Genomic DNA, 25,240 nt, shown 5'->3' with positions numbered 1-25,240 from the left:
TATTCGGGGGTGACGGTCTTGCGTTCAGGAGCGTTTGCGGGGCGAGGCCGGCAGGCGCACCGCCACGTAGGCGAACCGGTGATCGCGCATCACAAGCAGGGCGACCGTCTTTCCAGGCGACACCTGCGCCAGGCTTTGCCTGAAATCGTCCATGCGATAGAGCTTCACCGTGTTCAGGGCCACCACGACGTCGCCCGCGCGGATGCCTTCGCTGCGCGCGGGGCCAGAGGCCTCGCGCACCAGCAGGCCGCTGTCGACGCGCAGTTGCAGGCGCTGCACGGGCGAAAGCTCGCCCAGGCTCAAGCCCAGTCCGTCGTTCCATTCGGGCGCGGCCGCCGTGAAGCTGCTCTGGGGCGGCGCGGACTGCGCCCTCAACGACACCTGGAGCATGCGGTGGGCGCCGTGTCGCCAGACCTCCAGCTGCATGCGGCTGCCGGGCTGCCGTTGCGCGATCTGCTGGGGAAGATCGGCAAAGTGCGCAAGCGGCTTGCCGTCCAGCGACAGCACCGCATCGCCCTGCGCCAGGCCCGCGGCCTGTGCCGGGCTGTCCGCCTCGACGCGCACGACCAGCGCGCCGGTTGCCGACGGCAATTCGAAGGATTGGGCCAGGGCCGGGGTCACCTCCTGGAACTCGGCGCCCAGGTAGGCCCGGCGCACGGCGCCGTGCTCGCGCAGTTGCCCGGCGATCTGCATCGCCAGGTTGATCGGCACCGCGAAGGACAACCCCATGTACCCGCCACTGCCGCTGTAGATCATGGAATTAATGCCCATCACCTCACCGCGGCTGTTGAAGAGCGGGCTGCCCGAGCTGCCGGGGTTGATCGCGACATCGGTCTGTATGAAGGGAATGTCGCCGGCGCCAGCCAAGACGCGACCGACCGCGCTGACAACACCGGCTGTCACGCTGCCATGAAAGCCGAAGGGCGAGCTGATCGCGGCCACCCAGTCGCCGGGGCCGAGTGTCGATGAGTCGCCGATGACAGCCACAGGCAACGCGGTGGCATCGATTTTCAGGAGGCCAACGTCGGTGCGCTTGTCGACACCCACCACGCGTGCCGTGAAGCGGCGCCCGTCGTCCAGTCGCACCTGGGCCTCGTCGATGTGGGTGACCACGTGGGCGTTCGTGAGGATCAGCCCGTTGCTGTCGATGATCACGCCCGAGGCGAGATCGCGGATCTGGCTGATCCGGGCGCTGGCCGGCAGCGGCCAGGCCAACCGGTCGGCGAAGTCGTGTTCGGGGGCGATTTCGAGTTCGATGCTCTCCAGGCTTTCGTCGCGCCCGATGCGCAGCGTGCTGATGTCGACCACCGAGGTGCTGCGGCTGGCGACCAGCGACGAGAAACCGGGCGCGGCAGCCCCGGCGCGCTCGACCGCAACCGGCGCTGCCATGGCCTGGTCTGCAGGTGTCGGCGCCGCCGCCGCACAGGCGCCCAGCAGCGAAACGCCGGCAACAAGCGTGCAGACGAAGCGGATGGCGCGGTTCATGGCGCACGTGGAAGAGAAGGCCGTCACGTCGCTTCGAATCCGGTCTTCAGATCGACTGCGGCGACAGCGTGACAGGCCGTACCACGGCGTGTGAATCCTCGGCGTTGGCGTTGGCGATGGCGGTGCCGAAGGCCTGCAGCCGGGCCGCACAGCTGCCGTCATCGACTTCGCGCATGGTGACGGCGGAGCTCAGGACCGGGGAGCGGCCAAGAAGTTTGCCGATCTCGGCCACCGCATTCGGGGCGCCTTGGCCGCCCATGACCGAGAGGACCGCGACATCGGGCAGGCGGTCGCGTTGGCGCGCGACGAAGCTGCGCATGGGGCCGGCCAGTTGCAGCATCCAGATCGGCGACACCAACACCACCGCATCGAAGTCGCTGGGCGGTGAGCCGTCGTAGCCGATGGCGGGTTGCCGCCGGAAGAACGAGTCGAGCATGCATCGCCAACTGCCCAGGGCACCGCTGCGCGGCCGCGCATCGGTGATCTGGGCCATGGGCCAGCCCTGCTGGCTGCAGAGAAGTTCGGCGACCCGGCGGGACGTGCCGGTGTAGGAATAGACGATGACCAGGACGTTGTTCATGGCTGCCTCTGTCTCTCGGTTTCATTCACGGGCAACCAATGTAGGCAGCCAAGGGCAGCGTGACCTTGCGCTGAATCAAGAACGCACGCCGTTGCGCAGGCGCGCTGCGCAACCCCGGTTTTCTTGATGTGGCGCAAGGCAGGCCCCGGGCCGCACAACGATTATTCGTGCATCGGGGAGCGTCCCCGGCAAAGGAGCCACCATGAAAATCCTGCTCGCCGTCGATGGCAGCAATTACACGAATCGCATGCTGTCCTACCTGCTCGCCCACCAGGAATGGGTGAGCGCTGGCCATGCATTCACTGTCTTCTATGCGGTGCTGCCGGTGCCGCACCGTGCCGCGGCCTTTGCCGGGCCGGACCTTGTGCATGGTTACTACGAGGACGATGCGCGCGTGGTGCTCGAACCGGTCCGAGCCTTGCTGACCGAGCACGGCATCGAGGCGCGCTTCGAGCACCGCATCGGCCATCCTGCTGAAGAGATTGCATCGTTCGCCCAGAAGGAACAGTTCGATCTCCTGGTGATGGGATCGCGCGGCCACGGCGCACTGGCGAATTTGGTACTGGGGTCGGTCGCCACCAAGGTGCTGGCCGCGTGCACGGTGCCGGTGCTGCTGGTGCGCTGAATGAACGCCGGCACCCTGGCGCGAAGGACCATCGGCGCAGTCGCGGGCGCACTCGCGATGACGGCCGGTATGGGGGCCTGGTCGCAGACGCGCTCGTGCCTAGACCGTGCGCCGTCGGCCTCACAGGGCACTGACTTCGTGGCGGCAGCAGCACGGCAGTCTCCTGCGGTTGTGAGCATCACAGTCGCAGGCGCGGGCAACGAATGGGCAGCCGCTGGCGAGATGCCACCGCCGACGCGTTGGGGGCAAGGCGTGGGGCGTGGTTTCGCATCTGGGTTCGTCTTCGATCCCGATGGGTACATCTTGACCAGCGCGCATGCGGTGACGGGGGCGCAGGCGGTCTCCGTCGTCACGGCGGATCAGCGTCGCTTCGACGCGGAGGTGGTGGGCATCGACCGCCGCACCGACGTCGCGCTGTTGCGGATTGCGGCATCCAATCTGCCGGTGGTGGCCGTCGGACAGAGCGGCGAACTCTGTCCAGGCGAATGGGTTGCGGCAATGGGCGCGCCGTTCGGCTTCGAACGCAGCGTGACCGCCGGCGTCGTGAGCGCCAATCCGCGCTACATGCCGGGCGGCAACGGCGTGCCGCTGATCCAGACCGATGTCGCGCTCAATCCCGGCAACTCGGGCGGCCCGCTGTTCGACGAGCGGGGGAACGTGGTGGGCATGAACTCGATGATCTATTCCGCCAGCGGCGGGTACTTCGGCGTGTCGTTCAGCCTGCCCATCGATACCGCGATGCGGGTGGCGGACGAACTTCGCGCAACGGGGCGGGTGACGCGCGGCCACATTGGCGCGCGTACCCAGCCGCTGACGGCCGACCTGGCGCCGGCTTTCGGCCTGGATGCCGGCCTGGGCGCGCTGGTGGTGCGCGTCGATGCGGACAGTCCGGCCGAGACCGCGGGCCTTCGCAGTGGCGATGTGGTGCTGGCTGTCGGCGCCGCCGCAGCGGCGATGCCCTATGCCGAGATCCAGGAGCGTGTGGCCAGCGCCACCCAGGGCAGCCGGCTGGCCCTGCGTATCTGGCGCCACAGGGCGCCGTTGACGGTGCAGGTGGGCGTGATTCAGAGCGCGCCGGACATGCCGCCCAAGCTCGTTGCGCGTGCGGACGCGCATGAAGTCCGCTTCGGACTCGAGCTTACGGAACGCAAGGGCGTGCTCGGCATCAGCCTGCAGGACCCCGGCCTCTATGTGCAGGGCGTGTCGGGGTCGGCCCAGCGGGCAGGGCTGCGCTATGGCGACGCGCTGATCGCGGTCAACGACGTGCGCGTGGCCGGCCTGGCGGATTTCGATGCGGCGATCCGAGCCATTCCGGAGAGCGACACCGTGGCGCTGCTGGTCATGCGCGGCGCGAACCGGAGCTACGTCGCGATTCCTCCCCGAGTGTCGAAGCGCGCGGCATTGACGCCCTCCGTGAGGCCATCGCCATGAAGTCGGTGAGTTGCGGCGTTCTGGTGTTCGATCCCGCGGGAAACCTGCTGCTCGGCCATGCAAATGAGAGCCACTACTGGGACATCCCGAAAGGCGAGGGTGCAGCGCAGGAGCAGAGCGCACAGACCGCCGTGCGCGAGGCCTTCGAAGAATTCGGGCTGCAGCTCTTGCCGGGGCAATTGAGGGAGATCGGAATTTTCGAGTACCGCAGGGACAAAGACTTGCGGCTCTTCACCGTTCTGGTGACTCCATTCGACACGAAACGCTGCGTATGCACCAGCTTCTACACAGACCGCCACAGGCGGCGGTGCCCCGAGATGAATGGATTCCGCTGGGCGCAGCCGGACGACCTGCCGCAACTGTGTGCGCCCAGCCTCGTTGCCGTGCTCACGCAGGCGATGTCGTTGCCTGCGATCCACGGGCAGTTGCTGTACGAGGTCGGGCCGGTCGATGCGGCGCCGTCGCCGCGCAACGCTCGCGTGGCTTGATCCTGCGCAAGGTCGCATACGGCCTCGCGCTCAAGACTGACCGCAGTCCATCCCAACACTCCAGAACGATGGATTCACAACCCCTCACGAGGCCGCGCCATGAACATCACGTTGAAGGGAACGCTCCAGTTCCTGAGTTTCAGCATTGCCACCCTCCTGGCCACGGGCGTTCTCGTGCTCGCTGGGCTGAACGAACGCGGCAACGCGCCGGACAGCCTGGCCTTGATCTCACACATAACGGAAGACCCACGATGAACACAAGCCGCCGCACTTTCATGATCACGCTCGTCGCGACAAGCTCGGCCCTGTCGGCCACGCGCTCGCTGGCCCAAGCCACACTCGACGAAAAAGACCCGCAGGCCGTGGCGTTGAGCTACGTCGGCGATACGGCGAAGGTCGACGCGAAGAAGTTTCCGAAGCACGACCACACGCAGCGGTGCAATGGCTGCGCGCTGTGGCAGTCCAAGCCGACGGATGCGCAGGGCAACTGCGTCCTGTTTGCCGGCAAGCAGGTCAGTGCGAAGGGGTGGTGCAGTGCCTGGGCCAAGAAGGGGTAGCACCCGCGCCACGTGCCGGTGGAATCCCCCGACAGCCTGACTTGTTGGTCAGGAAGCCTGCCGGCTTCTTAATCTGGCGTTAATCCGCTTTGCCGACCATCCGCTTTCCTGAACCGGCCCGCCTTCCGCGCGGGCATCCCGAGGAAAGTGCATGTTCATGTCATCGCCATCACGCGACAGCGCGGTCTCATCGCCGGGCGGCGTTCCCGAGGCCCTTGCGCCCGAGCTCACGTTGCACGGCATCGGTGATCCACGCAGGGCCGACGTCGAAAATTTCATCAGCGAGGTTTACGCGCGCCGCTACTCAGCGAAGGTGCCGCATTTCGCGCCCGTGCTGGTCGGCCTGCGCGAGGGCGGCAAATTGCTTGCGGCCGCGGGTTACAGAAGCGCGGCAGAGGAGCCGCTTTTTCTCGAGCGTTACCTGCCGTCGCCGGTCGAAGCAATGCTGGCGGCGAACGCCGATGCGCGCCCCACGCGTGCGGAGATTGTTGAGGTCGGCCATCTCGCGGCGAACCGCGGCGGCGAAGGCCGGCGCCTGATCCAGGTGCTGGCTCCGCATCTGGCTGCAGAGGGGTTCGAGTGGGTGGTCGGCACGGTAACGCAGGAATTGCGTCCGATGCTGGTCCGGCTCGGTGTGGCGCCGCTCACGCTTGGCGCTGCCGACCCCGCATTATTGGGCGAGGAGGCCGCGCCCTGGGGAAGCTACTACGACCACCAGCCCGTGGTACTGGCCACGCACCTGAAGCGCGCGCTGCGCCGCTACATGGCACGCCGGCCCGGCACGCAGGAAGTCGTCCGATGAGTGGCCGCATCAGTTCGTCCGCCGCGGCGCTCGACGATGGCAAGCGCCGCTGGACGTTCGCAGAACTGGACCATGAAGCAGCCCGGTTGGCGCAACGCCTGCGCGCCGTGGATTGCCGCGTCGTCGCCACGCTGATGGACAACTCGCCCGCCTGGGTGGTCGCCGATCGCGCGGCATTGCAGGCGGGGCTGGTGCACGTACCGCTGCCCGTGTTTTTCACGCCCGAGCAGATCGGCCATGCACTGGGCGCGGCCGGCGTGGACACGGTGCTCACGCAGCCCGCGCTCGCTGCGCGCTGGCCGCAGGTGCCCGCCATCGAATGCGCGGTCGCGGGCCAGCCGCTGGCGATGCTGCGTCTTCCCGCCCGCCCGGTCCCGATGCCGGCGGGCACCGCCAAGATCACCTTCACCTCGGGCACCACCGGATCGCCCAAGGGGGTGTGCCTGAGCGAGGCCGCGATGCAGCGGGTGGCTTTGGGCCTGGTGCAGGCGATGGAACCGCTGGACATCCGGCGCCACCTGTGCGCCTTGCCCTTTGCGGTGCTGCTGGAGAACATTGCCGGTGTCATGGCGCCGCTGCTGAAGGGCGCGACCTGCGTCACGCTGCCGCTGCAAAGCCTGGGGCTGAGCGGTTCGTCGAGCTTCGATGCGGCGCGCTTCCACGAGGTGGTGGTGGCACAACAGCCCAACAGCATCATCTTGCTGCCGCAGATGTTACGCGCCTGGGCCGGCCACCTGATGCAAAGCGGCCAGCGCGCGCCCGATTCGCTGCGGCTGGTCGCAGTCGGCGGCGCGGCGGTGGGCGTGAAGCTGATCCACGGCGCCCGCGCGCTCGGCATACCGGCGTACGAGGGTTACGGGCTGTCTGAAGGCGCTTCGGTGCAGACGCTGAATTTGCCGGGCAGCGACCGCCCCGGTGCGGCCGGCCGCGCCCTGCCACATGCACGAATCCGCATCGCTCACGACGGCGAGATCGAGGTGGCCGGCAGCCTCTTCGGCGGCTACCTCGGGAGCGACGCCGCGGCGCCGGCATGGTGGCCCTCGGGGGACCTCGGACGCATCGACGACGAGGGGTTCCTTCACATCGACGGGCGCAAGAAGCATCTGCTGATCACCGCCTTCGGACGCAACGTCTCGCCCGAATGGGTTGAGACCGCGCTGCGCAGCGAGAACGCGATTGCGCAGGCGGTGGTCTTCGGCGACGCCCAGCCCGCGCTGAGCGCGGTGCTTTGGCCACTGCGGCCCGATGCGAGCGACGCGGCCTTGCAAGCCGCGGTCGATACGGCCAATGCGGCGCTTCCCGACTATGCCCGCGTACGGAGCTGGGTGCGCGGACGCGCGGCTTTCTCGATCGAAGCCGGCACCGCTACAGCCAACGGGCGGCCGCAGCGCGTGGCCGTGCTGCAACTTCACGCCGATGCCCTGGGCATGACGGCGGCTTCATCCACCGATCCGGAGTTTTCATGAGCTTTCACGCACGACTTCTTTCGCAGACCGCCGATGCCCGCATGGGGCTGCTGGGCACGCCCATCATCCAGGGATGCCTGCGCGGTGAGGTTTCGCTGCCCAGCTACCTGGCATTCCTGCGCGAGGCCTATCACCACGTGCGCCACACGGTGCCGCTGCTGCGTGCCTGCAAGTCCGCACTGCAGGAGCGCAATCTCTGGCTGCAGGGTCCACTGGACGAATACATTGAGGAAGAGCAGGGCCACGACGAGTGGATTCTGAACGACATCCGTGCCTGCGGCGGGGACGCCGATGCCGTGCGCAATGGCCCGCCCGGTCACGCCACCGAGGTGATGGTGGCCTATGCCTACGACACCATCGCGCGGCGCAACCCGTTGGGCTTCTTCGGCATGGTGCATGTGCTGGAAGGCACCAGCGTCTCGCTTGCGCTGCTGGCGGCTGATCAGATCCAGAAGCCGCTGCAATTGCCCGACGCGGCCTTCAGCTATCTGCGATCGCACGGCACGCTCGACCAAGAGCACACGGCGCATTTCGAGTTGCTGATGGACCGGATCGAGAACCCGCAGGACCAGGACGACATCCTGCATGCCGCGCGCGCCTTCTTTCGCCTCTACGGCGACGTGTTCCGCAGCCTGCCGCTGCCGAACGCGGCTGTCCAGGCCGCTGCAGCAGGAGCTGCCGCATGAAAGTCGAGGCCAGCCGCGTGCTGTTCACGGGAGCGGGTGGCGGCATCGGCGATGCCGCCGTCCGGATGCTGGTGAAGGCCGGCGCGTCGGTGATGCTCGTCGGGCGTTCGCCCGCACGGCTCTCGGCCCAGGCCCGTGCCCTTGTGCGCGACTGCGGGGTCCAGCGCCAGTGCGTGGAGTGGTATGCCGCCGACCTTGCCCGCATCCCCAGCCTCAGCGGCATTGCCGAAGTCGCGACGGGATGGGGCTGCAATGTGCTGGTGCACAACGCGGGCGTGCCGGGCTTCGGGCGCATCGAATCCCTGGACGCCAATGAAATGGCGCAGGTGCTGCACCTGAACCTATTCGTGCCCATGCTGTTGACGCAGGCCCTGCTGCCGCATCTTCGCGGCCTGCCGCAAGCGCAGATCATCTTCGTGGGCTCCGTGCTCGGCCGGCTCGGCTTGCCGGGCTTCAGCGTCTACAGCGCAAGCAAGTTCGGCCTGCGGGGTTTTGCCGAATCGCTGCGCCGAGAACTCGGCGATTCCGACGTCCGCGTGCAGTACCTCGGGCCGCGCAGCACGCGCACCGGCTTCAACAGCGGGGCGGTCGAGGGCTACAACAAGGCGACAGGCACTGCGATGGATGCGCCTGACGTGGCGGCGCGCGCGCTGCTGCGGATGCTCGAGAGCGGCAAGGCCGAATGCTTCCTCGGATTTCCCGAGAGGCTGGCCGTGCGCCTCAATGGCCTGGCCCCGACGCTGCTGGACGGCGCCTTCGCCAAGCACCGGCGCAGCCTGCCGCCGGTCGCAAGGCCGGCGAAGCTCGCGCTGGACTGCGGCGACGAGCGCGAAGGGCCGGCCACCGACTCCCATTCCCTGATGAACCACACCCTGTGAAATACGAAGGAAGACCCATGAACCTCGCCCTCCCGAACGCCTTGCCCCTTCATGTCGGCATGCGCCGCAGATGGCTGATCGGCATGTTTGTGGTTGCAACGATGGCCGTGGCATCGCCGCAGATCGTGCGTGCCGCCGCTGTGGACGACGCGGTCGCCGAACTGCAGCACGACTGGGAAGTGATCCGCTACCAGACACCCGCGGCCGAGCGCGAGAAGCGCTTCGAAGCGCTCGCGGCGAAGGCCCGCAAGATCAGCGAGAGCCAGCCGGGCCGCGCGGAGCCGTTGGTCTGGGAAGGGATCATCGTCAGCTCGTGGGCAGGCGAGAAGGGGGGGCTCGGGGCGCTCGGACTGGTCAAGCAGGCCAAGGCGCTCTACGAGTCGGCCATTGCGATCAACGGCGATGTGCTCGACGGCTCGGCCTACAACAGCCTTGGCGTTCTCTACTACAAGGTGCCCGGCTGGCCCGTGGGCTTCGGCGACAAGGCCAAGGCCAAGGAACTGTTGCAGAAGGCGCTCGTGCTCAATCCGAAGGGCATCGATCCCAACTTCTTCTATGGCGAGTACCTGCTTGAGACCAAGCAGCCGGAGCAGGCGGTGGCCTACTTCGAACGCGCCATGCAGGCGCCCGCGCGCGCGGGGCGGCAGATCTCGGACGCCGGCCGGCGCGAGGAAGCCCGCGTGCTGCTCGAGAAAGCCAAGGCGAAGTAGCCGAGCGCGGCGTGGCGCCCCGTCAGCGGTGCGCCGCGTCGAATTGCAGCACCACCTTCACGCCCCTGTCGCCGGCGCCTGTGCCGAACACCACTTCCAGTCCGTGCAGCTGGGCGATGCGGCGCACGATCGACACGCCGAGCCCGCTGCCGAGCTCGGCCTGGCCGTCGGGACGGTAGAAGCGCTCGCCCATGCGCGCGAGTTGCTCGGGCGGAAGTGGCGGGCCTTCGTTTTCGAGCTCCAGGTGCTCGCGCCCGATGCGCAGCGTCACGCCGGTGCCGACGGGGGCGTAGCGCACCGCGTTGTCCAGCAGATTGCGCAGGAGCACCGTGAGCAGATGCTCGTCGCCGAACAGCGGCATCGGATGTTGGCCGCGTGGCGGCCATTCGCAGGCCAGCTCGATGTGCCTGCGTTCCGCGAGTGCGAGGCAGTCGCTCATGGCGTGCTCGACGATCGCGGGCCAGTTGATCTCTGTCTTCATGGCGGGCGTCACGCCCGACTCGGCGCGCGTCAGCGAAAGCATCTGCGTCACGAGCCGCGCCATCCGGTCCAGGCCGGTGCTGAGTTTTTGCTCGGCCTGCTCGCGCTCGGCGCTGCTAGTGGCGCCGCGCACCACATCCCACTGGGCGCGCAGCACGGCAAGCGGTGTCCGCAGTTCATGTGCTGCGTCAGCGGTGAAACGGCGCTCGCGCACCAGCAGTTCCTCGATGCGGGCGAACAAGCCATTCATGGCGCCGAGCAGGGGCTTGAGCTCGGCCGGGGCACGCTCGTCGGGCACGGGCTGGAGGTCGGAGGCATCGCGTGTGCGCAACTCGGTGGTGAGCCGGCGCATGGGAGAAAGTGCGCGGCGCACCGCCCAGGTCATCACTGCGAGCAAGATCGGCAACACCAGCAGCCAGGGCACGACCTGCGTGATAGTCAGTCCATACACCAACTCGTCACGCTCATAGGCCCCTTGGCCAGCGGCGACCAGCCAGTTTCCATCAGTAGATTGCAGATAGTAGATTCGCCAGATCCGGCCATCGACTGCCTGCTCGACGAATCCGCTCGCCTGCGGCAGGCGCCGGAGCTGTACGCCTTCGCGGTCCGCGAGCATCAGCCGGCCTTCCTTGTTCCAGACAGCTACCGCGAGATCGCGCACGTCGGCATCGCCTGCATCCCTGTCGCCTTCGCGGGGCTCGGGCGGCAGCACGGCGGTCGTGCCGGGATAGGCCGGACTCAGGGTGGACTGCACCTGGCGCGCCAGCCGGATCAACTCGGTGTCGAACATCTCGTTCACCTCGTGGCGTGCCCGGCTGATCGAGAAATAGAGCGCCACCCCCCACACCAGGGGCGCACAGACCAGCAAATAGAGAAGAAGCCGCCGCTGCAGGCTCATGGGCCAGTCTCGCCGGAGCCGATGGCATAGCCCACGCCGCGCACGGTGCGCACGATGCCCGGATCGATCTTGCGGCGCAAATGGTGGATATGCACCTCCAACGAATTGCTCTCCGGCTCGGCGCCGCTCCAGTCATAGAGCTTTTCCTGCAGGTACGCCTTGGAGAGAACGCGCTGCGATTGGCTCAGGAGGGCTTCGAGCACCGCGAGTTCGCGACCGGTGAGGTCGACCTGTTCTCCCTTCCAGCGCACGAGCTTGTGGGCCGGGTCGTATTCGAGTGCGCCGTGTTGCCAGACGGCCTGCGCCTGTCCGGCCGTGCGACGAACCAGTGCGCGCAGGCGCGCAGCGAGCTCGTCGATGGTGATGGGCTTGACCAGGTAGTCGTCGGCACCGGCGTCGAGGCCCTCGATGCGCTGTTCGATGCCGTCGCGCGCGGTCAGTACGAGCAGCGGGCATTTCACGCCGCGTTCGCGCCAGCGTCGCAGCCAGACCATGCCGTCGCCGCCGGGCAGGCCGAGGTCCAGCACGACCGCATCGAATGGCGCGGTCTTCAGGGCTGCATCGGCCTTGGCACCGTCGCCAAACCAGTCGACCGCGTGGCCGAGCTGCCGCAGGCCCGCGGCCAAAGCGTCGCCAAGAAGGTTGTCGTCTTCGACGATCAGAAGGCGCATGAGACGGTCAGTCCAGCTTCGAGGGCAGGTCAGGATAGGCCGCTGCCATTATGCGGGCGACGCGCGTCAGGCGGCTGCGCCGAACAGCGCTCCGGCCGCGGCGGTAACGCCCATGGCCAGCGCACCCCACAGTGCGACGCGCCAGGCGCCGTTTCTCACGCTCGCGCCCCCAGTCCGAGCGGCGACCGCGCCGAGCAGCGCCAGGAAGGCGATGGAAAGGCAGGCAACACTGGGCGCCAAATAGGGGCCGCTCGCAGCCACTGCGGTTGCAAGGGGCAGCGCCGCGCCCACGGCGAAGCTTGACGCCGAGGCCATCGCGGCCTGTACCGGACGCGTGGACGTGGTTTCCGAAATGCCCAGCTCATCACGAGCGTGCGCACCGAGCGCGTCATGCGCCATCAACTGACGCGCGACTTCGCGCGCCAGGGTGAGCTCCAGGCCGCGGCTCACGTAAATCGCGCTAAGTTCCCGTTCTTCTGAAGCGGGGTCTTCTATGAGTTCTGCGCGCTCGCGCGACAGGTCCGCGCGCTCCGTGTCGGCTTGCGAATGGACTGACACATATTCGCCCGCCGCCATTGACATCGCGCCCGCGACCAGTCCGGCCAGACCGCTGAGCAGCACGCTGCCGTGGTCCGCATTGGCCGCTGCCACGCCCACAATCAGGCTGGCTGTGGAAACAATGCCATCGTTCGCGCCGAGGACTGCCGGGCGCAGCCAGCCAATGCGCGTCGTACGGTGGCGTTCGACGTGGTGTTTCCAGGGGCGCTTCATCGGGCATCTTTCGCGCCGAGCATCGCCAGCAGCGATGGCAACGCTGATCGGCCGAGGTCGAACAAGTTGTCGTCAAAGGCCTTGTAGAAACCACACTCGACTGCCATAGCCCCTACCGCAACGGCCAGCATGATGGCAACGATGCAGGCATTGACGACGTCGAACGATCGCTTGCCAGGCGGCTCCCCGTGGAATGGTGGCCGCGTGGGAGGGATGCTCCCCGGACCGTTGTCGGAACTTGGCATGGGCTGTCTCCATGGTGAATCTGCAGGGCGGCAGTCGACCGCTGCACAGATTTGCATGATTCCCATGACAGATTTGTTTTTGCTTAAGAGCGACCATTTCATTGGCAATGTTTGGAAGGGCATGGTTCTTCAAATCCGGATCCTCTGCACGGCCAGGGCGGTAAGCAATACCACCAGCATAAAGGGGTCGTGTGCAGACTCGCCAACTTCGAGTGGCTCAAGCCCTCGCGGAGTGAAATGAAAATCGTCAAGATTTCGGTCGAAAGTTTCTTCACATCCAGGTTGCTCATAAGGAGTTCAGGCATACGAATCGCCGCGTTCCTGGATTCAGGAATCGCGCACCGAACTGCATGTTCATGTCGTCGGTCGATCAAATGGATAGCGCGGCCGTGGCGCACCCGGCAGGAGAGTGCGCAACCTGTGGCTCAAGAAGTAGGCTTGGCGGTGCGAGCCCGAGGCGACAGCACTTAGGCGCAACATGCCCGCCAATCGCTCGGACGTCGAGCAGATGTTGGCTCAGCAGGGCAGCTCGCCAAGCATTCCGGTGCACAAGAAGAGCGCGGCACCGGCCCGGTCATCCGCTGTTCCCATCGGCGGCCGAACGGTGCTGGTGGTGGAGCACGAGGGCCGCCGGGGATCCTTGCGCATCAAGCCTCACGCTGGGGATAAAGCGCAGGTGCAGTTCGCTGATGGGTCATACGAAGTGCTGCCGGTTAGCGAGTTGCGACTGGTGTGCTGGGCCGTGCAGGAGCAGTGGCTGTGAAGCTGCGTGGCAAGCGCTTGATCCGAGGCAACGAAAAGGCGAGACGGGTAAAACGGTGCGTTCTACAGGTTGAAGGTTTCTGAGGACAATTGCCGGCTGCCCTCAAGGTCAAGCGGCGCATGTGCAGAAAGCGCGCAGACGATTCTTCACGGGAATCTGCAGCGTTGAGCTCATTCGCGACGCTCGACCGAGGAGAGCTGCGGTACCGCTTCGGGCGACTCTGCCAGGCCGTGTTCGAGTTCCTGCCATGAAACGCAGGAGCCGGTCTTTGGCACGAAGCCGACCTGCAATCCAAAGATGCTCGCGATCTTTCCCAGCGTGTCGATGGTTGGATTGGTCTTGTCGCTCTCGATGAGCCGAAGACTCTGTACGCTGAGCCCTCGATGCTTGGCGAATTCTGGTTGGGTCAGGCGGCTGATCCGCCGCATGGCAGCCACGGCCTGTCCCACAGACATTCGCCCCGCCGCCATGGCGTCGTAGATTTCCTGACGTAGCTTGCGCTCGTGTGAGAGATCCGGCGCTTTGCGTCGCTTATCCACGAAGCTTGCTCCGTGGGGTCTTGGGCAGAAGATCCCGCAACGCATCCAGCTGCAATGCCTGCGCATCGATACTGCCGCGGCATGCCTCGATGACCGGCTGCTCCACGCCGCATTCCCTGGCCGTATCAGCCAGCGCCGCGACAGTGGGTGCGAAGGCATGGAGCGCATGTGCGATGCGCTCTCTCTCCTGGTCGCTCACTTGAAGCGTTTCTATGACTTCGCTCCAGTTGCGCTGAAGTTTTCCAGCATCGTCGCGCCAGTGACAGCCTCGCGCCACGACCTCCGGATCCAGGAACATGGGGGCGAAGTCGAAGAGGGGTGTTAGCCGAACGGTGCCGTCGACCAGGCGCTGCACGGCTGTGTTGCGTGCATGGTTGTCGGTGTTGCGCATGGCCAGATTCAGCACGTCGCGTCGAATGAATTCCACAGTTTCCGTGAACGGGTCTGACACGACCGAGCGCAAGCCTGAGAGCAGGAAGTGCTGGCTCTTGGGCAAACCGAAACCCCTCAAGTCACAGATGCTTGCGAGGCTTTCCTGGTGCAGTCGTTGCACTTGACCGTCGACGACGACCCGATCGAAACGGCGTACGAACAGGACCTCGCCTTGAAGTTGCGGCGTGCTCGACATTCGCAACCCACACGCAGCAGCGAGACGAAGGTAACCGGCCTCATTGCGAAGGACGGTGCGGTCTGCCTCGCTTCTTCCGCGGGGCAACTTGAGCAACCAGTGTGTGGTGGCGCGTTCGTCGGGCAGTGCCATGTCTGCGAACCAGCGCCCGGCTTCGTCGGTCGTTAGCAGGAACTTCGGGGCGACACCCTGCACGCCGGTGGTGCCTGCGGCAAGCATGGCATGCAGGGACAGATGCTCGAGAAATTCCTCGCTGTGGTTCAGAACCTCTTCCATGGAAAAGCCACGTTGTGCGCCAGGATCAGCGCCGCGTGCGGCCTCCTCGCGGAAGAATTCCATTGCGCTTTCGAATCGCAGACAACCGATCGGATTGAAAGCACCGTTCATGACGAGCGGCAGCAACATGTTTTCGGCGTCTGCCAGACCCAGCCTGTCCAGCAGATACCTGCGGCCTCTGCCTTGTGGCACCAAGTCATAGACAAAGGCCGGCGGGCGGCGATCCGGCTCGCGGCCTGTGGGGCCCTCGACGAATCGGTCCGCTTCGATGCCCACAGGCAGACCCAACGCGACCGGCTGCGGATTCTGCTCGCTGAAAACGTACTCAGGCAGGTAGTCGAAACGGCAGCGGTCCGCTCCCAGCGCCTGGATCGTAGCGGCGGCTTGCCATCGGCCGTTCGCATGCACTTCGATGGTCGTGCCGCGGGCAGCAGATGAAAAGGAGAATTCCTGCATATTAACCATCATAATGGTTAAAGTCTCGAATTTGTCAAATCGATTTGACCATTATAGTGGCGAAAATATGCGTCTATGTCGCCAAGCGAGAGCTGCGAAGATTTTGGGTGATCGGCAGCGTTTCAATCCTTTTCGCAGGGAGGGCCTGACGCAGCTCCGCCGCTTGGGGCTTTTTGGAAGCCCCTCTGGGCTGTTTGGCATCCATGTGCACCCTTTTTCTCCGATTCTTCGTCTGCAGGGCACGGTCGACACGTCGGGGAAACATCGGCGCATTGAAGGTGCGACACCCATGTGCAGGTCGGCGACCACGCGTCGCTGGCGCGGCTCTCACTGGCTAAGCTTGGTGGCCCTGACCAACCGCGGGAATACAACCCCTGCTGCCGTGAGCTCAAGCACTTCCGCCCAGTTGTTTGCATCAAATTCGATGCTAAAATGCATCAAATTTGATGAAAAAGGGGTGCGCTATGAGAACAACGGTAACGATTGACGACGCGTTGTATGAAGAGGCGCTAAAAGTAGCGGACCCAAGCATAGACAAGGCGGATCTATTCAGGGAAGCGATCAAGACTTTTGTACGGGTCCAGTCGGCGAAGCGGCTCGCGGCGCTTGGAGGGCGGATGCCTGAGATGCCCGACATTCCTCGTCGCCGCGAAGGCACCGGCTCATGACGCTGGTGTTGGTTGATACCTCGGTTTGGGTTGATCATTTTCGCGCGCGGAACTCCACCTTGGAGCAGCTGCTCGGGCTTGACCAAGTATTGATTCATCCGATGGTGATAGGGGAGCTTGCATGCGGTACACCGCCAGCGCGTACCCAGACGCTCGGATATTTGCATCACCTGCAACATGTGCAGCAAGCCAGCCTCCGCGAAGTGCTCCTCTTCATCGAAAAAGAGCGTCTCTTTGGATTGGGGTGTGGCCTCGTGGACCTGACCCTTGTGGCATCGACGCTGATGACGCCTGGCGCCGAACTGTGGTCTCTAGACAAGCGCCTGAACGATATGACGCAAAGGTTTGCGGTCGCGTACCGACCCGCTGTCCATTGAACGTTGGATTTCCAACATCCCGTGGGGTGCGGATGCGATCGCTGATGAACAGGTGTCGGATTCGACAGATCGTTGAGCGATGCCCGTTGGGCGGCCCTGCACGACAGGCCGTGTGCTCGTTGCCCCCTTGGTTCCGTCGTTGACTCGCCATGGTCTTGAGGATGCATTTCTAAGCAGTGCGAAGCAGCGGCCTGGCTTCGCACCGCAACGGCTCGCGGTGCTCGGGCGCCGCGATCGACACCATGGCCTCCACGCGCTCGCGGATCGTCAGCCCTCGCAGCCGGGCCATGCTGTGCTCGGTGGCGATCACGTCGACATCGCCGCGGGCCGTCGTCACCGGTCCATAGAGCCGGCTGGCGATCTTCGAGCGGCCGTCCTTCCCGGTGGAGGCAGCACGATGATCGAGACCCCACCGTCAGATTGCAATGCGGCGCGCACGAAATCGACCTAGCCCGCGACCGCGCCGATGTGGTCGCCCTCGATGCGGCGTGGCAAGCCTGAAAAGAGCTATCGCTTTGCCTGCGATCTGTCCGACGCGGAGGCTCTAAGCGGAGGGAACGGTGTGCTTTTTCGATGCGCCCTTGGCGACCGCATCGACATACACATTTCCACCGCTGGAGATGTGCATCGACATGGCGCGGTCGGCGCCGTCTTCGTCCCCATTCAGGATCGCCTGCACGATCGCTCGGTGTTCGACCATCGAGTTGCGCACCCGGTTGGGCCGGTCGAACAGCGAGCGCTGTGGATGCCGCATGCGCAGGCGCATGAGCCGCAACTGGCGCGCGAGCACCTCGTTGAGGCTGCCGTCGTAGACGGTCTCGTGGAACCAGCGGTTGGCGCGCTCGTAGGCGACCGGATCGTCCTGGGCCGCGGCCTCCTCGCAGGCCCGGATCGAGGCCTCGAGGTCCTTGCGCAGCGCCGCGGGCATGCGGCGCGCCGACAGGCGGGCGGCCAGGCCTTCCAGCTCGGTGAGCATCTCGAGCATCGCGACGTACTCCGTGAGCGAGAGCGTCGCGACCACGGCGCCGTGGCGCGGCACGATGTCGACCAGGCCAGCGGTCGCCAGCTGCTGCAGCGCTTCGCGCGCGGGCGTGCGCGAGACGTTGAAGCGCTCCATCAGTTCCTGCTCGTCGAGGCGGCAGCCTGCGTAGAGCTTGCCGGAAACGATTTCGTCCTCGAGGGCTTCGCGAATCTTGTCGCTGAGGTTGACGCGGGAAGTGGTGGCCATGTTGTGTCGCCCGGATGATAGTACGCGGGCCTGGTGCGTCGGTCTCGCTTCAGTGGCCGGCCGTGCTGGCGTGTTCGCGTTGCTGGAGCACCTCGCCGAAGGCCTGCAGTCGCGCGGCCGCGAAGGCCGGTCGTTGCCGCACGGCCTCCCACCATGCGTGCACGCGCGGGCTGGCTGACGCATCGAGCGCCTCGGGTGCGATCTCGGCGATGCGGGCGATGAAGGGCACGGCGGCGATGTCGGCCAGCGAGTAGTGCTCGCCGATCAGCCAGGTCGAAGGTGCGGGCGACGCCGAGCCGGCGAGCATGGCCTCCATCTTGTCGACGAGCAGCAGCAGCTTGCGCCGTGCCTCGGCCTTCTCCTCGTCGGAATAGGGCTGGCGCGCGATCCGGACCCAGGCCTCGCGCCGCTCGGCCGTGGGGATGCGGGCGATCTTCTGCTGCAGTTCCTCATCGCTCCACTGCCGGGCCATCGGCTGCAGCATCAGGCTCCAGTTGAGGATCAGCAGGTTCGGCAACGCCTTCTCGTCGGTCCAGCGCACGAAGTTGCGCAACTGGGCGAGCGCGTAGGGGTCGACGGGACGCAGGGGCGGCGTGGGCTGGATGTCGTCGAGGAACTCGCAGATGGTCGAGCTCTCGTGAAGAAAGCGACCGGGCGCGATCTCCAGGGCGGGCACCACGCCGTTCGGGTTCATCGCGAGAAATGCGGGCGCGTGCTGCTCCTGCTTGCCGAGGTCGACGGCAACGCTTTCATAGTCGTTAGAGAGCGTTCACTCTGTTAGAACAGAATGTGTTCTCTGACAGTCTCGTTAGAGATGAGTAGCAGGAGGGGTCCGGGGAGGGGCACATGACGCGGAAGGCTGTGGATAACTTTCGATTGGAGCGCTGGCGCGGGCTGCACGCGGCCGTCTTGCTGCCGCTCCTGGCTGACTTCGCGAAGCAGGACGCGAACTTCCGCCCCATCAAGGCACCTGGTACTACTCGCTGGCATGTTTCGGCGGGTGGAAGCGACTTCGAGTTGGTTTGCACGGGGCCGCGGTTCCTAGACACCAGGGCCAGGACCGGCGGCGCTGGCGCCGTGGACTTGGTGTCTCATCTGTGGAATTTGCAGTTTCGCAATGCCATTCGCATGCTTGAAGAGCGAGGCATCTGACGTGCTGCTCGTCTTCTCAACGCGAGACTACAAGCTCGCTCGGCGTGAGGTACCCGGTTTTCCGATACTGCTCAACTCGGACATGTCAAGCTGCTACGAAGCCAATGAGTTCTTTCGCTTCTATCTGCAGCGTGCTGCTATCGAATCGCGTAAGTCATGGGGCCCGATCGCTCAATCGATCTATGACTATTTTGGCTTCCTCGAGGCTCATGAGCTCTCCTGGACCGATGTCGATCGAGGAGAGGACAAGAATCTTCTCGCTGCCTACAGAGATTACAGCTTCGATGTCGCCAAGCAAAGGCGCAACACCATCCGGCTGCGACTCACCTACATCTGTGAGTTCTATAAATATGCGTTGAGGCGCAACTGGATCGATGTATTGCCCCAGACCTATGAGAAGAGGCATGTGACGCAAGTCGCGAGCGGCTTCCTGGCGCACCTCAGCGGCACAGATGGCACCGTTGAGACGAACTCGGCGATGCCACGCAAACACAAGGATCTCGTCAAATTTCTCTCGATCCAGCAGGCGCGACAGCTACTTCAGGCCGCGACCAACGAACACCACAAGGCGTTGATGCGGCTCGCACTGTCGACCGGGCTACGACGAGAGGAGCTGGCGACATTTCCTCTCGCCTACGTGTTCGATCCAGACCAGAAGAAGCTCAAAGACGCGAACGTGGCCGTGACGCTTGATCCTGAAGACGGGACCGGTATGCGCACGAAGGGTTCAAAGCGGCGCGTCATTTACATGGCGCGCGATGTGATGAAGGGACTCAAGCGCTATGCAGATCATCTTCGAGGAGAACGTGCATCGCTTTGCGCAGACCAGCACGCATCGCTCTTCTTGAACCAGTATGGCCGACCCTTCGCTCAGGACGGCAAGGCAATTGAAGCGATCGTTAGAAAGATCGGACAACGCATTGGGGTGCCAATCCACCCACACATGCTCAGGCACACATACGCGACGCACACCCTTTCTTCACTTCAGCGCAGAGGTGGCCGCGGCCGGAGGACAGAGCCCTTGGTATTTCTTCAGCAGCAGCTTGGTCACGCCTCGCTAAGCACCACCATGGTTTACCTGCACATGGTCAACGACGTGGCCGATGAGGCAGTGCTCGCCTACGACGCCGAAATCTGTAGCTGGGATGAGGAGTAGCAACGCTTGGCAAAACGAAAATTGTTCATCAAGACCGACCTGACCATTCCCAAGGTCGAGCATGTTCGTCGTGGCGAAGCCATCGAGATCCCTGTCGGTCTAATCCCTCCCGTTGAGAGCGCCGTTTTCTTTGTGAACGAATCGCTAGCCAGGGCGCGGTTCGACTTCGCTGAATGGTACGGTGCAGGGATCGATCAGATCACCTATGCGTGTCAACGCCAGGTGGAGCGCTTCCTCGCGAAGCAGGACGCAGAACTGTCGTCTGCAACCATCCTTTCGTATTGCCAACAGGGCCTACGCTACTTTCTCGAATATCTGGTGGTGGTGCGCGCAGCAGTCGGCCGCGATCTCTACTTGACCGATATCAGCAGAAGCGTGATCGACAGCTACATAGCGGCGCTGGGCGTGGGGGACTATTCGCTGTACACCCAACGGTCTAGGTACTTGCACACCAAATCAGTGCTCAAGGCGTTGTGCGCACGGGGCCTCATCATCGAGATCATCGGCGGTGACAACGCCACGTTCCCGTCCAACCCCTTTTCCGGTACTGATGCAACAAAGCGAGGCCACAAGCCCTTCTCACAATCTGAACGGAAGCAAGTTGCTCGGGCGATCAAGGACGCAATCCGGCCGCTGTTTTCCGCTGACGTTGAGGTGACTGCCGACCTACTCGCCTACGCACTCCTCATCGTCGCACTGCATACCGGCAGGAACACGACGCCGCTGCTCGAGATGCGACGGGACTCTTTGAAGCCGCACCCGAAGGCTGACACCTCGTTTCTTGTGCTCTTCAAGCGTCGTGGTCACTCCAAGCACAAGGTACCCATTCGCGATGCTCCCATTGAACCGAATGAGATCGAATCGGTGCCGCCGCTTCGAAGTTCGGTCGCCACCATTGTGCGCCGGGTCATCGAGTTGACTGAGCCGCTTCGATCCGCAGCTCCAGAGAAACTAAAAAATCGCGTGTGGCTCTTTCGGGCCCGGACAAACGGGAGCCGCGGCATGAACCGAGGCGAGATCTCGGTGCTGACCGAGAGCACATTGTTTCGCGCCATCAAATTATTGGTTTCTGCCTATGACCTGCGGGACGCGGATGGCAAGCCACTGCAATTGAACGTCAGTCGCCTTCGCAAGACCTTCGTCAATCGCATCTATGAGCTTGTTGAAGGCGATGTCGTTGCTACGGCCAATGCCGCCGGCAACACGCCGAGAGTCGTCGACATCAACTATTTGCAGCCTAACGAAGAGGCTGCGGGTAACTGGGTCTTTCTCGGCAAGGCGCTGACGGAGGAACTGCTCACGGGGACGCTGGGCAACTCGGAACGAACGCCGGTGGGCCGATGCTCCGACCCCAGTCAAGGTGAGTACGCCCCAAAGAATCGTGGTGGCGTCTGCATGAGCTTTCTCAACTGCGTGCGTTGCAAGAACTACGTTGTCACCGCCGACGATCTCTACCGGCTGTTTAGTTTCTATTGGCGAATCTTTTCGGAGCGATCACGAATGGATCCTCGCCGCTGGAAGCACCAGCTTGGCCACATCGTTCGTCTCATCGACCGCGACATCATTGAGAAGGGATTGAGCCGAGGGATCTTGAAGCGCGACGCTGTTGAACGCGAGCGCGAGCGCGCGCGGACGAATCCGCATCCCTTCTGGCGAAGGGAGTTCTCTTTTTCTGACCTACTCGATATTGGAGCCGCTTGATGGCAGCGACAGCGTCTACGGCGGAGGCGTCACCGGCAGCCCGAGTCTTGTCACAGCCGGACGAAGTACGCGATCTGTCCACTGAGGAGCGCGATCGGCTGATAGTCTTTCTCACCCGCGTCGATGGGACCTGGCAGGTTGTCAGCAGCTACGGCGATTCCGTCTGGTGGGCCGTTGGCGTCACTACCAACAACAGTCCTGCTCGGACGAAGATGGACTTCGCTGCGATTCCAGAATGTTTCCGCGACGTCGCGAAGGCAATGCTGTACAGGTATTTGCGGCGCGGCGCGAATAGCATTCGTCGGCCGGCCCCCGTCACCGTGGTCGGAACCTTCAGGTCGATAGCGCAGGCTTTGAACTACTTTGCATCTCTTGGCCTTGGCGCATTGAAAGATGTGACCCCTCTTGCGTGCAACTCCTATGCGCACGAGTTGCGCACTTCGGAACGTTTTCGCGATGGAACGGGACCAGGCAATCGGAAGAGCCTGAAGGCCTCGGGCCTGTACCGACGTTTATCTGCGGTTGAAGAGCTCTTTGATTTGAGCCAGTACACCTTCGATGCGATGCCGAAGCATCCTTGGCCTGACACCACCGCAGCCTACATGACTGGGTATACCCAGAGTTCCAGCGCTTCAGCACGCACTCCCTTGATGCCTGATGAGGTATTTGCCACCTTGTTCCAGCGTGCCTGGGCCATCGTCCAAGCGGCTCCTGCCCTACTAGATCTTCGCGAGGAGCTTGAGCGCGTGGAAGCAGCCCACCCGGGGCTCCACAAAAAGTACGTCGCGGCGTTGAAGTCCAAAGAGATCCGTCGCGTCGGCCTGGCTCCGGACTATCGCTCTTACAAGGTCGCGGTCACGCAGATTCGCACTGCGTGCTACATCGTGATCGCGAGCCTGAGTGGTTGCCGCAACCATGAATTGGCGTACTTACGCACCAACAGCTACTACAGCACAGAGGATGCCCAAGGCAATCGCCGCTGGTGGATGCGATCTAGGTCCACCAAGACCTATGAAGGGGCGACAGAGTGGCTAGTACCGGAAGCAGCCGTCGCCGCGCTTCGTGTCATGGATCGATGGGCGGCTCCGCTTCAGGGAATGTTGACCCAGGAGATTGAGGGCTATCGGAAGTCAAACCCTGCAGACGTTCGCATCGCGCAAGCCAGCGCCCACTTGGGTGCGATCTTTGTCGGTGTCGACGCGAGGCAGGGCAAGCAGGTCCGAACGATCTCGAACGGCGCCGCAAACACCGATCTGAATAGCTTCGCAATCGCCTGTGGCCTTGATTGGCAGCTTGCATCGCATCAGTTCCGAAGGAAGTTCGCAAACTACGCTGCTCGTAGCCAATTTGGCGACCTGAGGTACTTGCGAGATCACTTCAAGCACTGGTCGCTCGACATGACGCTCGGGTATGCGCTGAACGAAGCGCAAGAGATGGCCCTCTTTTTGGAAGTTGGTGATGAACTCGATGAGTTGAAGGTGAAGACGGTATCGTCTTGGCTCGATGACGATGAGCCTCTCGCAGGAGGCTACGGGCGCAACCTCATGGACTGGCGCACACGCACCGAGAACATCACCATGTTCAAGTCGCGCAGTGCGATGATCAGGAGCATCGCGCTCAGCACACCTATCCGCAGCAATGGCCACGCCTGGTGCACGGCGCAAGACAGCCAATGCGTTGGCAACGACCTCGAGCCTACGCGATGTGGCGATGGGTGTGACAACGCCGTCATCGAGCGCCGTCACCAACCCCTTTACCAAGGGCTGTACGACCACCTGGCCGAACTGCAGTCGGTCGATGACATCGGTCCTGGAGGCCAGGGTAGAGTCGAGCGAGACCTGCAGCGATGTTCCACGGTCTTGCAGCAGCTCGGATATTCACCGGAGACCGCGTTGTGACACTGCGCAAACCAGCGGACATCCGAGAGAAAGAGCTGCGCTTAGCCATCTATCGCATCCAGCGGGGCCGTGCGCACAGTAAGGCAACGGAGCTCAGCATCTCTTCTGTCGCGCGCGAAGCCGGAGTGTCGCCCGCGCTCGTCCACAACCATTACCCGCAGATCGCTGAGCTCATCCGCATAAAGCAGGGAGCTGCAACCGCAGACCGGCTCGAGGCAAAAGCATCTGAGCTGAAAGCGGAGCGCGAGAAGAACGCAGAGCTTCGGCGCGAAGTCCTCACTCTGAAGCAGCAATTGGCCTGCCTAGCTACTCTGAATGAAATGTTGACTGTGGATAACCAGACGCTTCGTTCTGCCAAGCAAGGCGGCAACGTCACTCCTCTGCGGCCGTCGAGGCGTTAGGAGAGCTAAGGCGTTGTGAGCACACAACTTTTTATGCATTAACTGTTAATTAGGCACCAAAAGCTTCGATCTGCTTCTCGGCCAGGCACAGGCGCACGCGGCGCGAGGCGCTGGACAGCCAGGCATGAAAAAGTCGCATGGCGGTCGTCCTCTCCTTCAGGGAATGAGCACGGTCGCGCCGGTGGTGGCGCGGCCTTCGAGTTCGCGGTGGGCGCGCCGCACGTCGGCCAGCGCATAGCGGTGAGCGACCTCCAGCCGCACCTGCCCCTCGATCAGGGCGCCGAAAAAGGCCCGCGCCGCATCGCGCAGTTCCTGGGGATCGGCGATGAAGCTGCGCAGGGTCGGACGGCATACGCTCAGCGACTTCGCGTGGAGCAACTGCAGGTCGAAGGCCTCGACGTCGCCCGAGGCGGTGCCGTAGCTGATCACGATGCCGCGCGGACGCGTGCATTTCAGCGAGGACAGGAAGACGTCCTTGCCGACCGCGTCGTAGACCACGTCCACGCCCGCGCCACCGGTGAGCGCCAGAGTGCGTGCCGCGAAGTCTTCGCGGCGGTAGTCGATCGCATGGTGGCAGCCGTGCGAAAGCGCGACGCGCGCCTTCTCGGGCGAGCCCACGGTGCCGATCACGGTCGCGCCGAGCGCGCGCGCCCATTGCGACAGGATCACGCCCATACCGCCGGCGGCCGCATGCACGAGCACGGTCTGGCCGGGTCGCACCACGTGCAGCCGTCGCAGCAGGTACTCGGCGGTGAGACCGCGCAGCAAGGTGGCGCCGGCCAGTTCCTGCGACACGGTGTCTGGCAGCGGCACCACGCGGTGCGCCGGGAGGTTGCGCGTCACCTGGTAGGCGCCGGCATGGACGTACGCCACCGCCTGCCCGCGCGCGAAACCCGTCACGCCCGCGCCGATCGCCTCGACCACGCCCGCGCCCTGCGCGCCCAGCGTGATCGGGAACGGGGTAGCTGCGTGCGGGCCGTGCGAACCGCGGCGCTGGTAGATGTCGGCGAAGTTCAGCCCGATGGCGCTCTGGCGGATCTGCAGCTCGCCCGCGGCGGGCGGCGGCACCTCGACCGTCGTGTCTGACAGAACCTCGGCATCGCCGTGGCGATGGATGTGGATGGCGACGCTTTGTGTCATGGACCGCGATTAGACGGCTGCACTCGCCATCAATGGATTCATACAAACACCTAGTGTATTTATTGTTTGATGTTGTGCATACTT

At 64.2% G+C, this 25,240-nt stretch carries 29 protein-coding genes and 2 pseudogenes; 17 read left to right on the top strand and 14 right to left on the bottom strand.

Features of this window, described 5'->3' with window-relative positions:
• Nucleotides 1-24: 24 nt before the first annotated feature.
• Complete coding sequence (locus R0232_RS41585) at nucleotides 25-1,485, bottom strand: trypsin-like peptidase domain-containing protein (protein ID WP_431513223.1); 1,461 nt, start codon at nucleotides 1,483-1,485, stop codon at nucleotides 25-27.
• 46 nt (nucleotides 1,486-1,531) lie between these two features.
• Entirely contained in the window at nucleotides 1,532-2,065 is a 534-nt protein-coding gene (locus tag R0232_RS41580; protein ID WP_057590476.1) for a flavodoxin family protein, read from the bottom strand.
• Between the two features lie 202 nt (nucleotides 2,066-2,267).
• On the opposite strand from R0232_RS41580, the gene R0232_RS41575 reads away from it, so the two are divergent.
• From R0232_RS41575 to R0232_RS41530, 10 genes are all read left to right on the top strand, one after another.
• Complete coding sequence (locus R0232_RS41575; RefSeq protein WP_431513222.1) at nucleotides 2,268-2,690, top strand: universal stress protein; 423 nt, start codon at nucleotides 2,268-2,270, stop codon at nucleotides 2,688-2,690.
• A 303-nt stretch (nucleotides 2,691-2,993) separates the two neighbouring features.
• The gene (locus R0232_RS41570) at nucleotides 2,994-4,121 is read left to right on the top strand and encodes a trypsin-like peptidase domain-containing protein (RefSeq protein ID WP_431513221.1); all 1,128 of its coding nucleotides are present in this window, start codon (nucleotides 2,994-2,996) and stop codon (nucleotides 4,119-4,121) included.
• The gene (locus tag R0232_RS41565; RefSeq protein WP_431513220.1) at nucleotides 4,118-4,609 is read left to right on the top strand and encodes an NUDIX domain-containing protein; all 492 of its coding nucleotides are present in this window, start codon (nucleotides 4,118-4,120) and stop codon (nucleotides 4,607-4,609) included. The genes R0232_RS41570 and R0232_RS41565 overlap by 4 nt, the downstream gene beginning before the upstream one ends.
• Before the next feature lie 99 nt (nucleotides 4,610-4,708).
• Nucleotides 4,709-4,864, top strand: a complete 156-nt coding sequence (locus R0232_RS41560; RefSeq protein ID WP_431513219.1) for a hypothetical protein — start codon at nucleotides 4,709-4,711, stop codon at nucleotides 4,862-4,864.
• Nucleotides 4,861-5,166 (top strand): high-potential iron-sulfur protein, encoded by a 306-nt coding sequence (locus R0232_RS41555; protein ID WP_431513218.1) that lies wholly within the window; start codon nucleotides 4,861-4,863, stop codon nucleotides 5,164-5,166. The genes R0232_RS41560 and R0232_RS41555 overlap by 4 nt, the downstream gene beginning before the upstream one ends.
• 151 nt (nucleotides 5,167-5,317) lie before the next feature.
• Nucleotides 5,318-5,968 carry a thermostable hemolysin gene (locus R0232_RS41550; protein WP_431513217.1) on the top strand — a complete coding sequence of 217 codons (651 nt, stop codon included), beginning with the start codon at nucleotides 5,318-5,320 and terminating at the stop codon, nucleotides 5,966-5,968.
• Nucleotides 5,965-7,434 (top strand): AMP-binding protein, encoded by a 1,470-nt coding sequence (locus tag R0232_RS41545; protein WP_431513216.1) that lies wholly within the window; start codon nucleotides 5,965-5,967, stop codon nucleotides 7,432-7,434. The genes R0232_RS41550 and R0232_RS41545 overlap by 4 nt, the downstream gene beginning before the upstream one ends.
• Nucleotides 7,431-8,120, top strand: a complete 690-nt coding sequence (locus tag R0232_RS41540; RefSeq protein ID WP_431513215.1) for a TenA family transcriptional regulator — start codon at nucleotides 7,431-7,433, stop codon at nucleotides 8,118-8,120. The genes R0232_RS41545 and R0232_RS41540 overlap by 4 nt, the downstream gene beginning before the upstream one ends.
• A complete protein-coding gene (locus tag R0232_RS41535) occupies nucleotides 8,117-8,998 on the top strand; it encodes an SDR family oxidoreductase (RefSeq protein WP_431513214.1) in 882 nt (293 codons plus the stop codon). Before R0232_RS41540 ends, R0232_RS41535 begins: the two co-directional genes overlap by 4 nt.
• 83 nt (nucleotides 8,999-9,081) lie before the next feature.
• Nucleotides 9,082-9,708: a hypothetical protein gene (locus R0232_RS41530; RefSeq protein WP_431514657.1), complete on the top strand. Its 627-nt coding sequence runs from the start codon at nucleotides 9,082-9,084 to the stop codon at nucleotides 9,706-9,708.
• 22 nt (nucleotides 9,709-9,730) lie between these two features.
• Here R0232_RS41530 and R0232_RS41525 read toward each other — a convergent pair whose 3' ends face one another.
• The 4 genes from R0232_RS41525 to R0232_RS41510 all read right to left on the bottom strand — a co-directional run bounded on the left by R0232_RS41525 (nucleotide 9,731) and on the right by R0232_RS41510 (nucleotide 12,773).
• Nucleotides 9,731-11,086: an ATP-binding protein gene (locus R0232_RS41525; RefSeq protein ID WP_431513213.1), complete on the bottom strand. Its 1,356-nt coding sequence runs from the start codon at nucleotides 11,084-11,086 to the stop codon at nucleotides 9,731-9,733.
• Nucleotides 11,083-11,757 carry a response regulator gene (locus R0232_RS41520; RefSeq protein WP_431513212.1) on the bottom strand — a complete coding sequence of 225 codons (675 nt, stop codon included), beginning with the start codon at nucleotides 11,755-11,757 and terminating at the stop codon, nucleotides 11,083-11,085. Before R0232_RS41520 ends, R0232_RS41525 begins: the two co-directional genes overlap by 4 nt.
• 66 nt (nucleotides 11,758-11,823) lie before the next feature.
• Nucleotides 11,824-12,528 carry a VIT1/CCC1 transporter family protein gene (locus R0232_RS41515; protein ID WP_431513211.1) on the bottom strand — a complete coding sequence of 235 codons (705 nt, stop codon included), beginning with the start codon at nucleotides 12,526-12,528 and terminating at the stop codon, nucleotides 11,824-11,826.
• Nucleotides 12,525-12,773 (bottom strand): hypothetical protein, encoded by a 249-nt coding sequence (locus tag R0232_RS41510; protein WP_431513210.1) that lies wholly within the window; start codon nucleotides 12,771-12,773, stop codon nucleotides 12,525-12,527. Before R0232_RS41510 ends, R0232_RS41515 begins: the two co-directional genes overlap by 4 nt.
• Before the next feature lie 478 nt (nucleotides 12,774-13,251).
• On the opposite strand from R0232_RS41510, the gene R0232_RS41505 reads away from it, so the two are divergent.
• Nucleotides 13,252-13,536, top strand: coding sequence for a hypothetical protein (locus R0232_RS41505; protein ID WP_057598485.1), 285 nt, complete (start codon nucleotides 13,252-13,254; stop codon nucleotides 13,534-13,536).
• A 170-nt stretch (nucleotides 13,537-13,706) separates the two neighbouring features.
• Here the strand turns inward: R0232_RS41505 and R0232_RS41500 are convergent, their stop codons facing one another.
• Both R0232_RS41500 and R0232_RS41495 read right to left on the bottom strand, forming a co-directional pair.
• Nucleotides 13,707-14,075, bottom strand: a complete 369-nt coding sequence (locus R0232_RS41500; RefSeq protein WP_431513209.1) for a helix-turn-helix domain-containing protein — start codon at nucleotides 14,073-14,075, stop codon at nucleotides 13,707-13,709.
• Nucleotides 14,068-15,435, bottom strand: a complete 1,368-nt coding sequence (locus R0232_RS41495; protein WP_431513208.1) for a type II toxin-antitoxin system HipA family toxin — start codon at nucleotides 15,433-15,435, stop codon at nucleotides 14,068-14,070. Before R0232_RS41495 ends, R0232_RS41500 begins: the two co-directional genes overlap by 8 nt.
• Nucleotides 15,436-15,899: 464 nt before the next feature.
• Here R0232_RS41495 and R0232_RS41490 point away from each other — a divergent pair, with 464 nt between their 5' ends.
• On the top strand, nucleotides 15,900-16,103 hold the full coding sequence (locus tag R0232_RS41490) for a type II toxin-antitoxin system VapB family antitoxin (protein ID WP_431513207.1): 204 nt from the start codon (nucleotides 15,900-15,902) through the stop codon (nucleotides 16,101-16,103).
• Nucleotides 16,100-16,480: a type II toxin-antitoxin system VapC family toxin gene (locus R0232_RS41485; protein ID WP_431513206.1), complete on the top strand. Its 381-nt coding sequence runs from the start codon at nucleotides 16,100-16,102 to the stop codon at nucleotides 16,478-16,480. Before R0232_RS41490 ends, R0232_RS41485 begins: the two co-directional genes overlap by 4 nt.
• A 169-nt stretch (nucleotides 16,481-16,649) precedes the next feature.
• On the opposite strand, the pseudogene R0232_RS41480 reads toward R0232_RS41485, so the two are convergent.
• The 4 genes and pseudogenes from R0232_RS41480 to R0232_RS41465 all read right to left on the bottom strand — a co-directional run.
• Nucleotides 16,650-16,859 (bottom strand): annotated as a pseudogene (locus R0232_RS41480) (acetyl-CoA hydrolase/transferase C-terminal domain-containing protein); the annotation flags it as partial.
• A 165-nt stretch (nucleotides 16,860-17,024) separates the two neighbouring features.
• Nucleotides 17,025-17,708, bottom strand: a complete 684-nt coding sequence (locus tag R0232_RS41475; RefSeq protein ID WP_431513205.1) for a GntR family transcriptional regulator — start codon at nucleotides 17,706-17,708, stop codon at nucleotides 17,025-17,027.
• Between the two features lie 49 nt (nucleotides 17,709-17,757).
• Nucleotides 17,758-18,249 (bottom strand): glutathione S-transferase family protein, encoded by a 492-nt coding sequence (locus R0232_RS41470; protein ID WP_431514656.1) that lies wholly within the window; start codon nucleotides 18,247-18,249, stop codon nucleotides 17,758-17,760.
• A gap of 105 nt (nucleotides 18,250-18,354) precedes the next feature.
• Nucleotides 18,355-18,405 (bottom strand): annotated as a pseudogene (locus tag R0232_RS41465) (hypothetical protein); the annotation flags it as partial.
• A gap of 456 nt (nucleotides 18,406-18,861) precedes the next feature.
• On the opposite strand from R0232_RS41465, the gene R0232_RS41460 reads away from it, so the two are divergent.
• Genes R0232_RS41460 through R0232_RS41445 form a run of 4 tightly spaced genes read left to right on the top strand, consistent with a single transcriptional unit; the run spans nucleotide 18,862 to nucleotide 24,016 of the window.
• Nucleotides 18,862-20,016 carry a tyrosine-type recombinase/integrase gene (locus tag R0232_RS41460; protein ID WP_431511012.1) on the top strand — a complete coding sequence of 385 codons (1,155 nt, stop codon included), beginning with the start codon at nucleotides 18,862-18,864 and terminating at the stop codon, nucleotides 20,014-20,016.
• Between the two features lie 6 nt (nucleotides 20,017-20,022).
• Nucleotides 20,023-21,717 carry a hypothetical protein gene (locus R0232_RS41455; RefSeq protein WP_431511011.1) on the top strand — a complete coding sequence of 565 codons (1,695 nt, stop codon included), beginning with the start codon at nucleotides 20,023-20,025 and terminating at the stop codon, nucleotides 21,715-21,717.
• A 47-nt stretch (nucleotides 21,718-21,764) separates the two neighbouring features.
• Nucleotides 21,765-23,615: a hypothetical protein gene (locus R0232_RS41450; RefSeq protein WP_431511010.1), complete on the top strand. Its 1,851-nt coding sequence runs from the start codon at nucleotides 21,765-21,767 to the stop codon at nucleotides 23,613-23,615.
• A complete protein-coding gene (locus R0232_RS41445) occupies nucleotides 23,612-24,016 on the top strand; it encodes a TetR family transcriptional regulator (RefSeq protein WP_431511009.1) in 405 nt (134 codons plus the stop codon). The genes R0232_RS41450 and R0232_RS41445 overlap by 4 nt, the downstream gene beginning before the upstream one ends.
• A gap of 49 nt (nucleotides 24,017-24,065) precedes the next feature.
• On the opposite strand, the gene R0232_RS41440 is transcribed toward R0232_RS41445, so the two are convergent.
• Complete coding sequence (locus R0232_RS41440; protein ID WP_431513204.1) at nucleotides 24,066-24,155, bottom strand: glutathione S-transferase N-terminal domain-containing protein; 90 nt, start codon at nucleotides 24,153-24,155, stop codon at nucleotides 24,066-24,068.
• A 17-nt stretch (nucleotides 24,156-24,172) separates the two neighbouring features.
• Nucleotides 24,173-25,156 carry a quinone oxidoreductase family protein gene (locus R0232_RS41435; RefSeq protein WP_431513203.1) on the bottom strand — a complete coding sequence of 328 codons (984 nt, stop codon included), beginning with the start codon at nucleotides 25,154-25,156 and terminating at the stop codon, nucleotides 24,173-24,175.
• Between the last annotated feature and the right edge of the window lie 84 nt (nucleotides 25,157-25,240).

Source organism: Variovorax sp. DAIF25 (assembly GCF_050711835.1).
Lineage (GTDB): Bacteria > Pseudomonadota > Gammaproteobacteria > Burkholderiales > Burkholderiaceae_C > Variovorax.
This window is presented reverse-complemented; position numbering and strand designations above follow the sequence as displayed.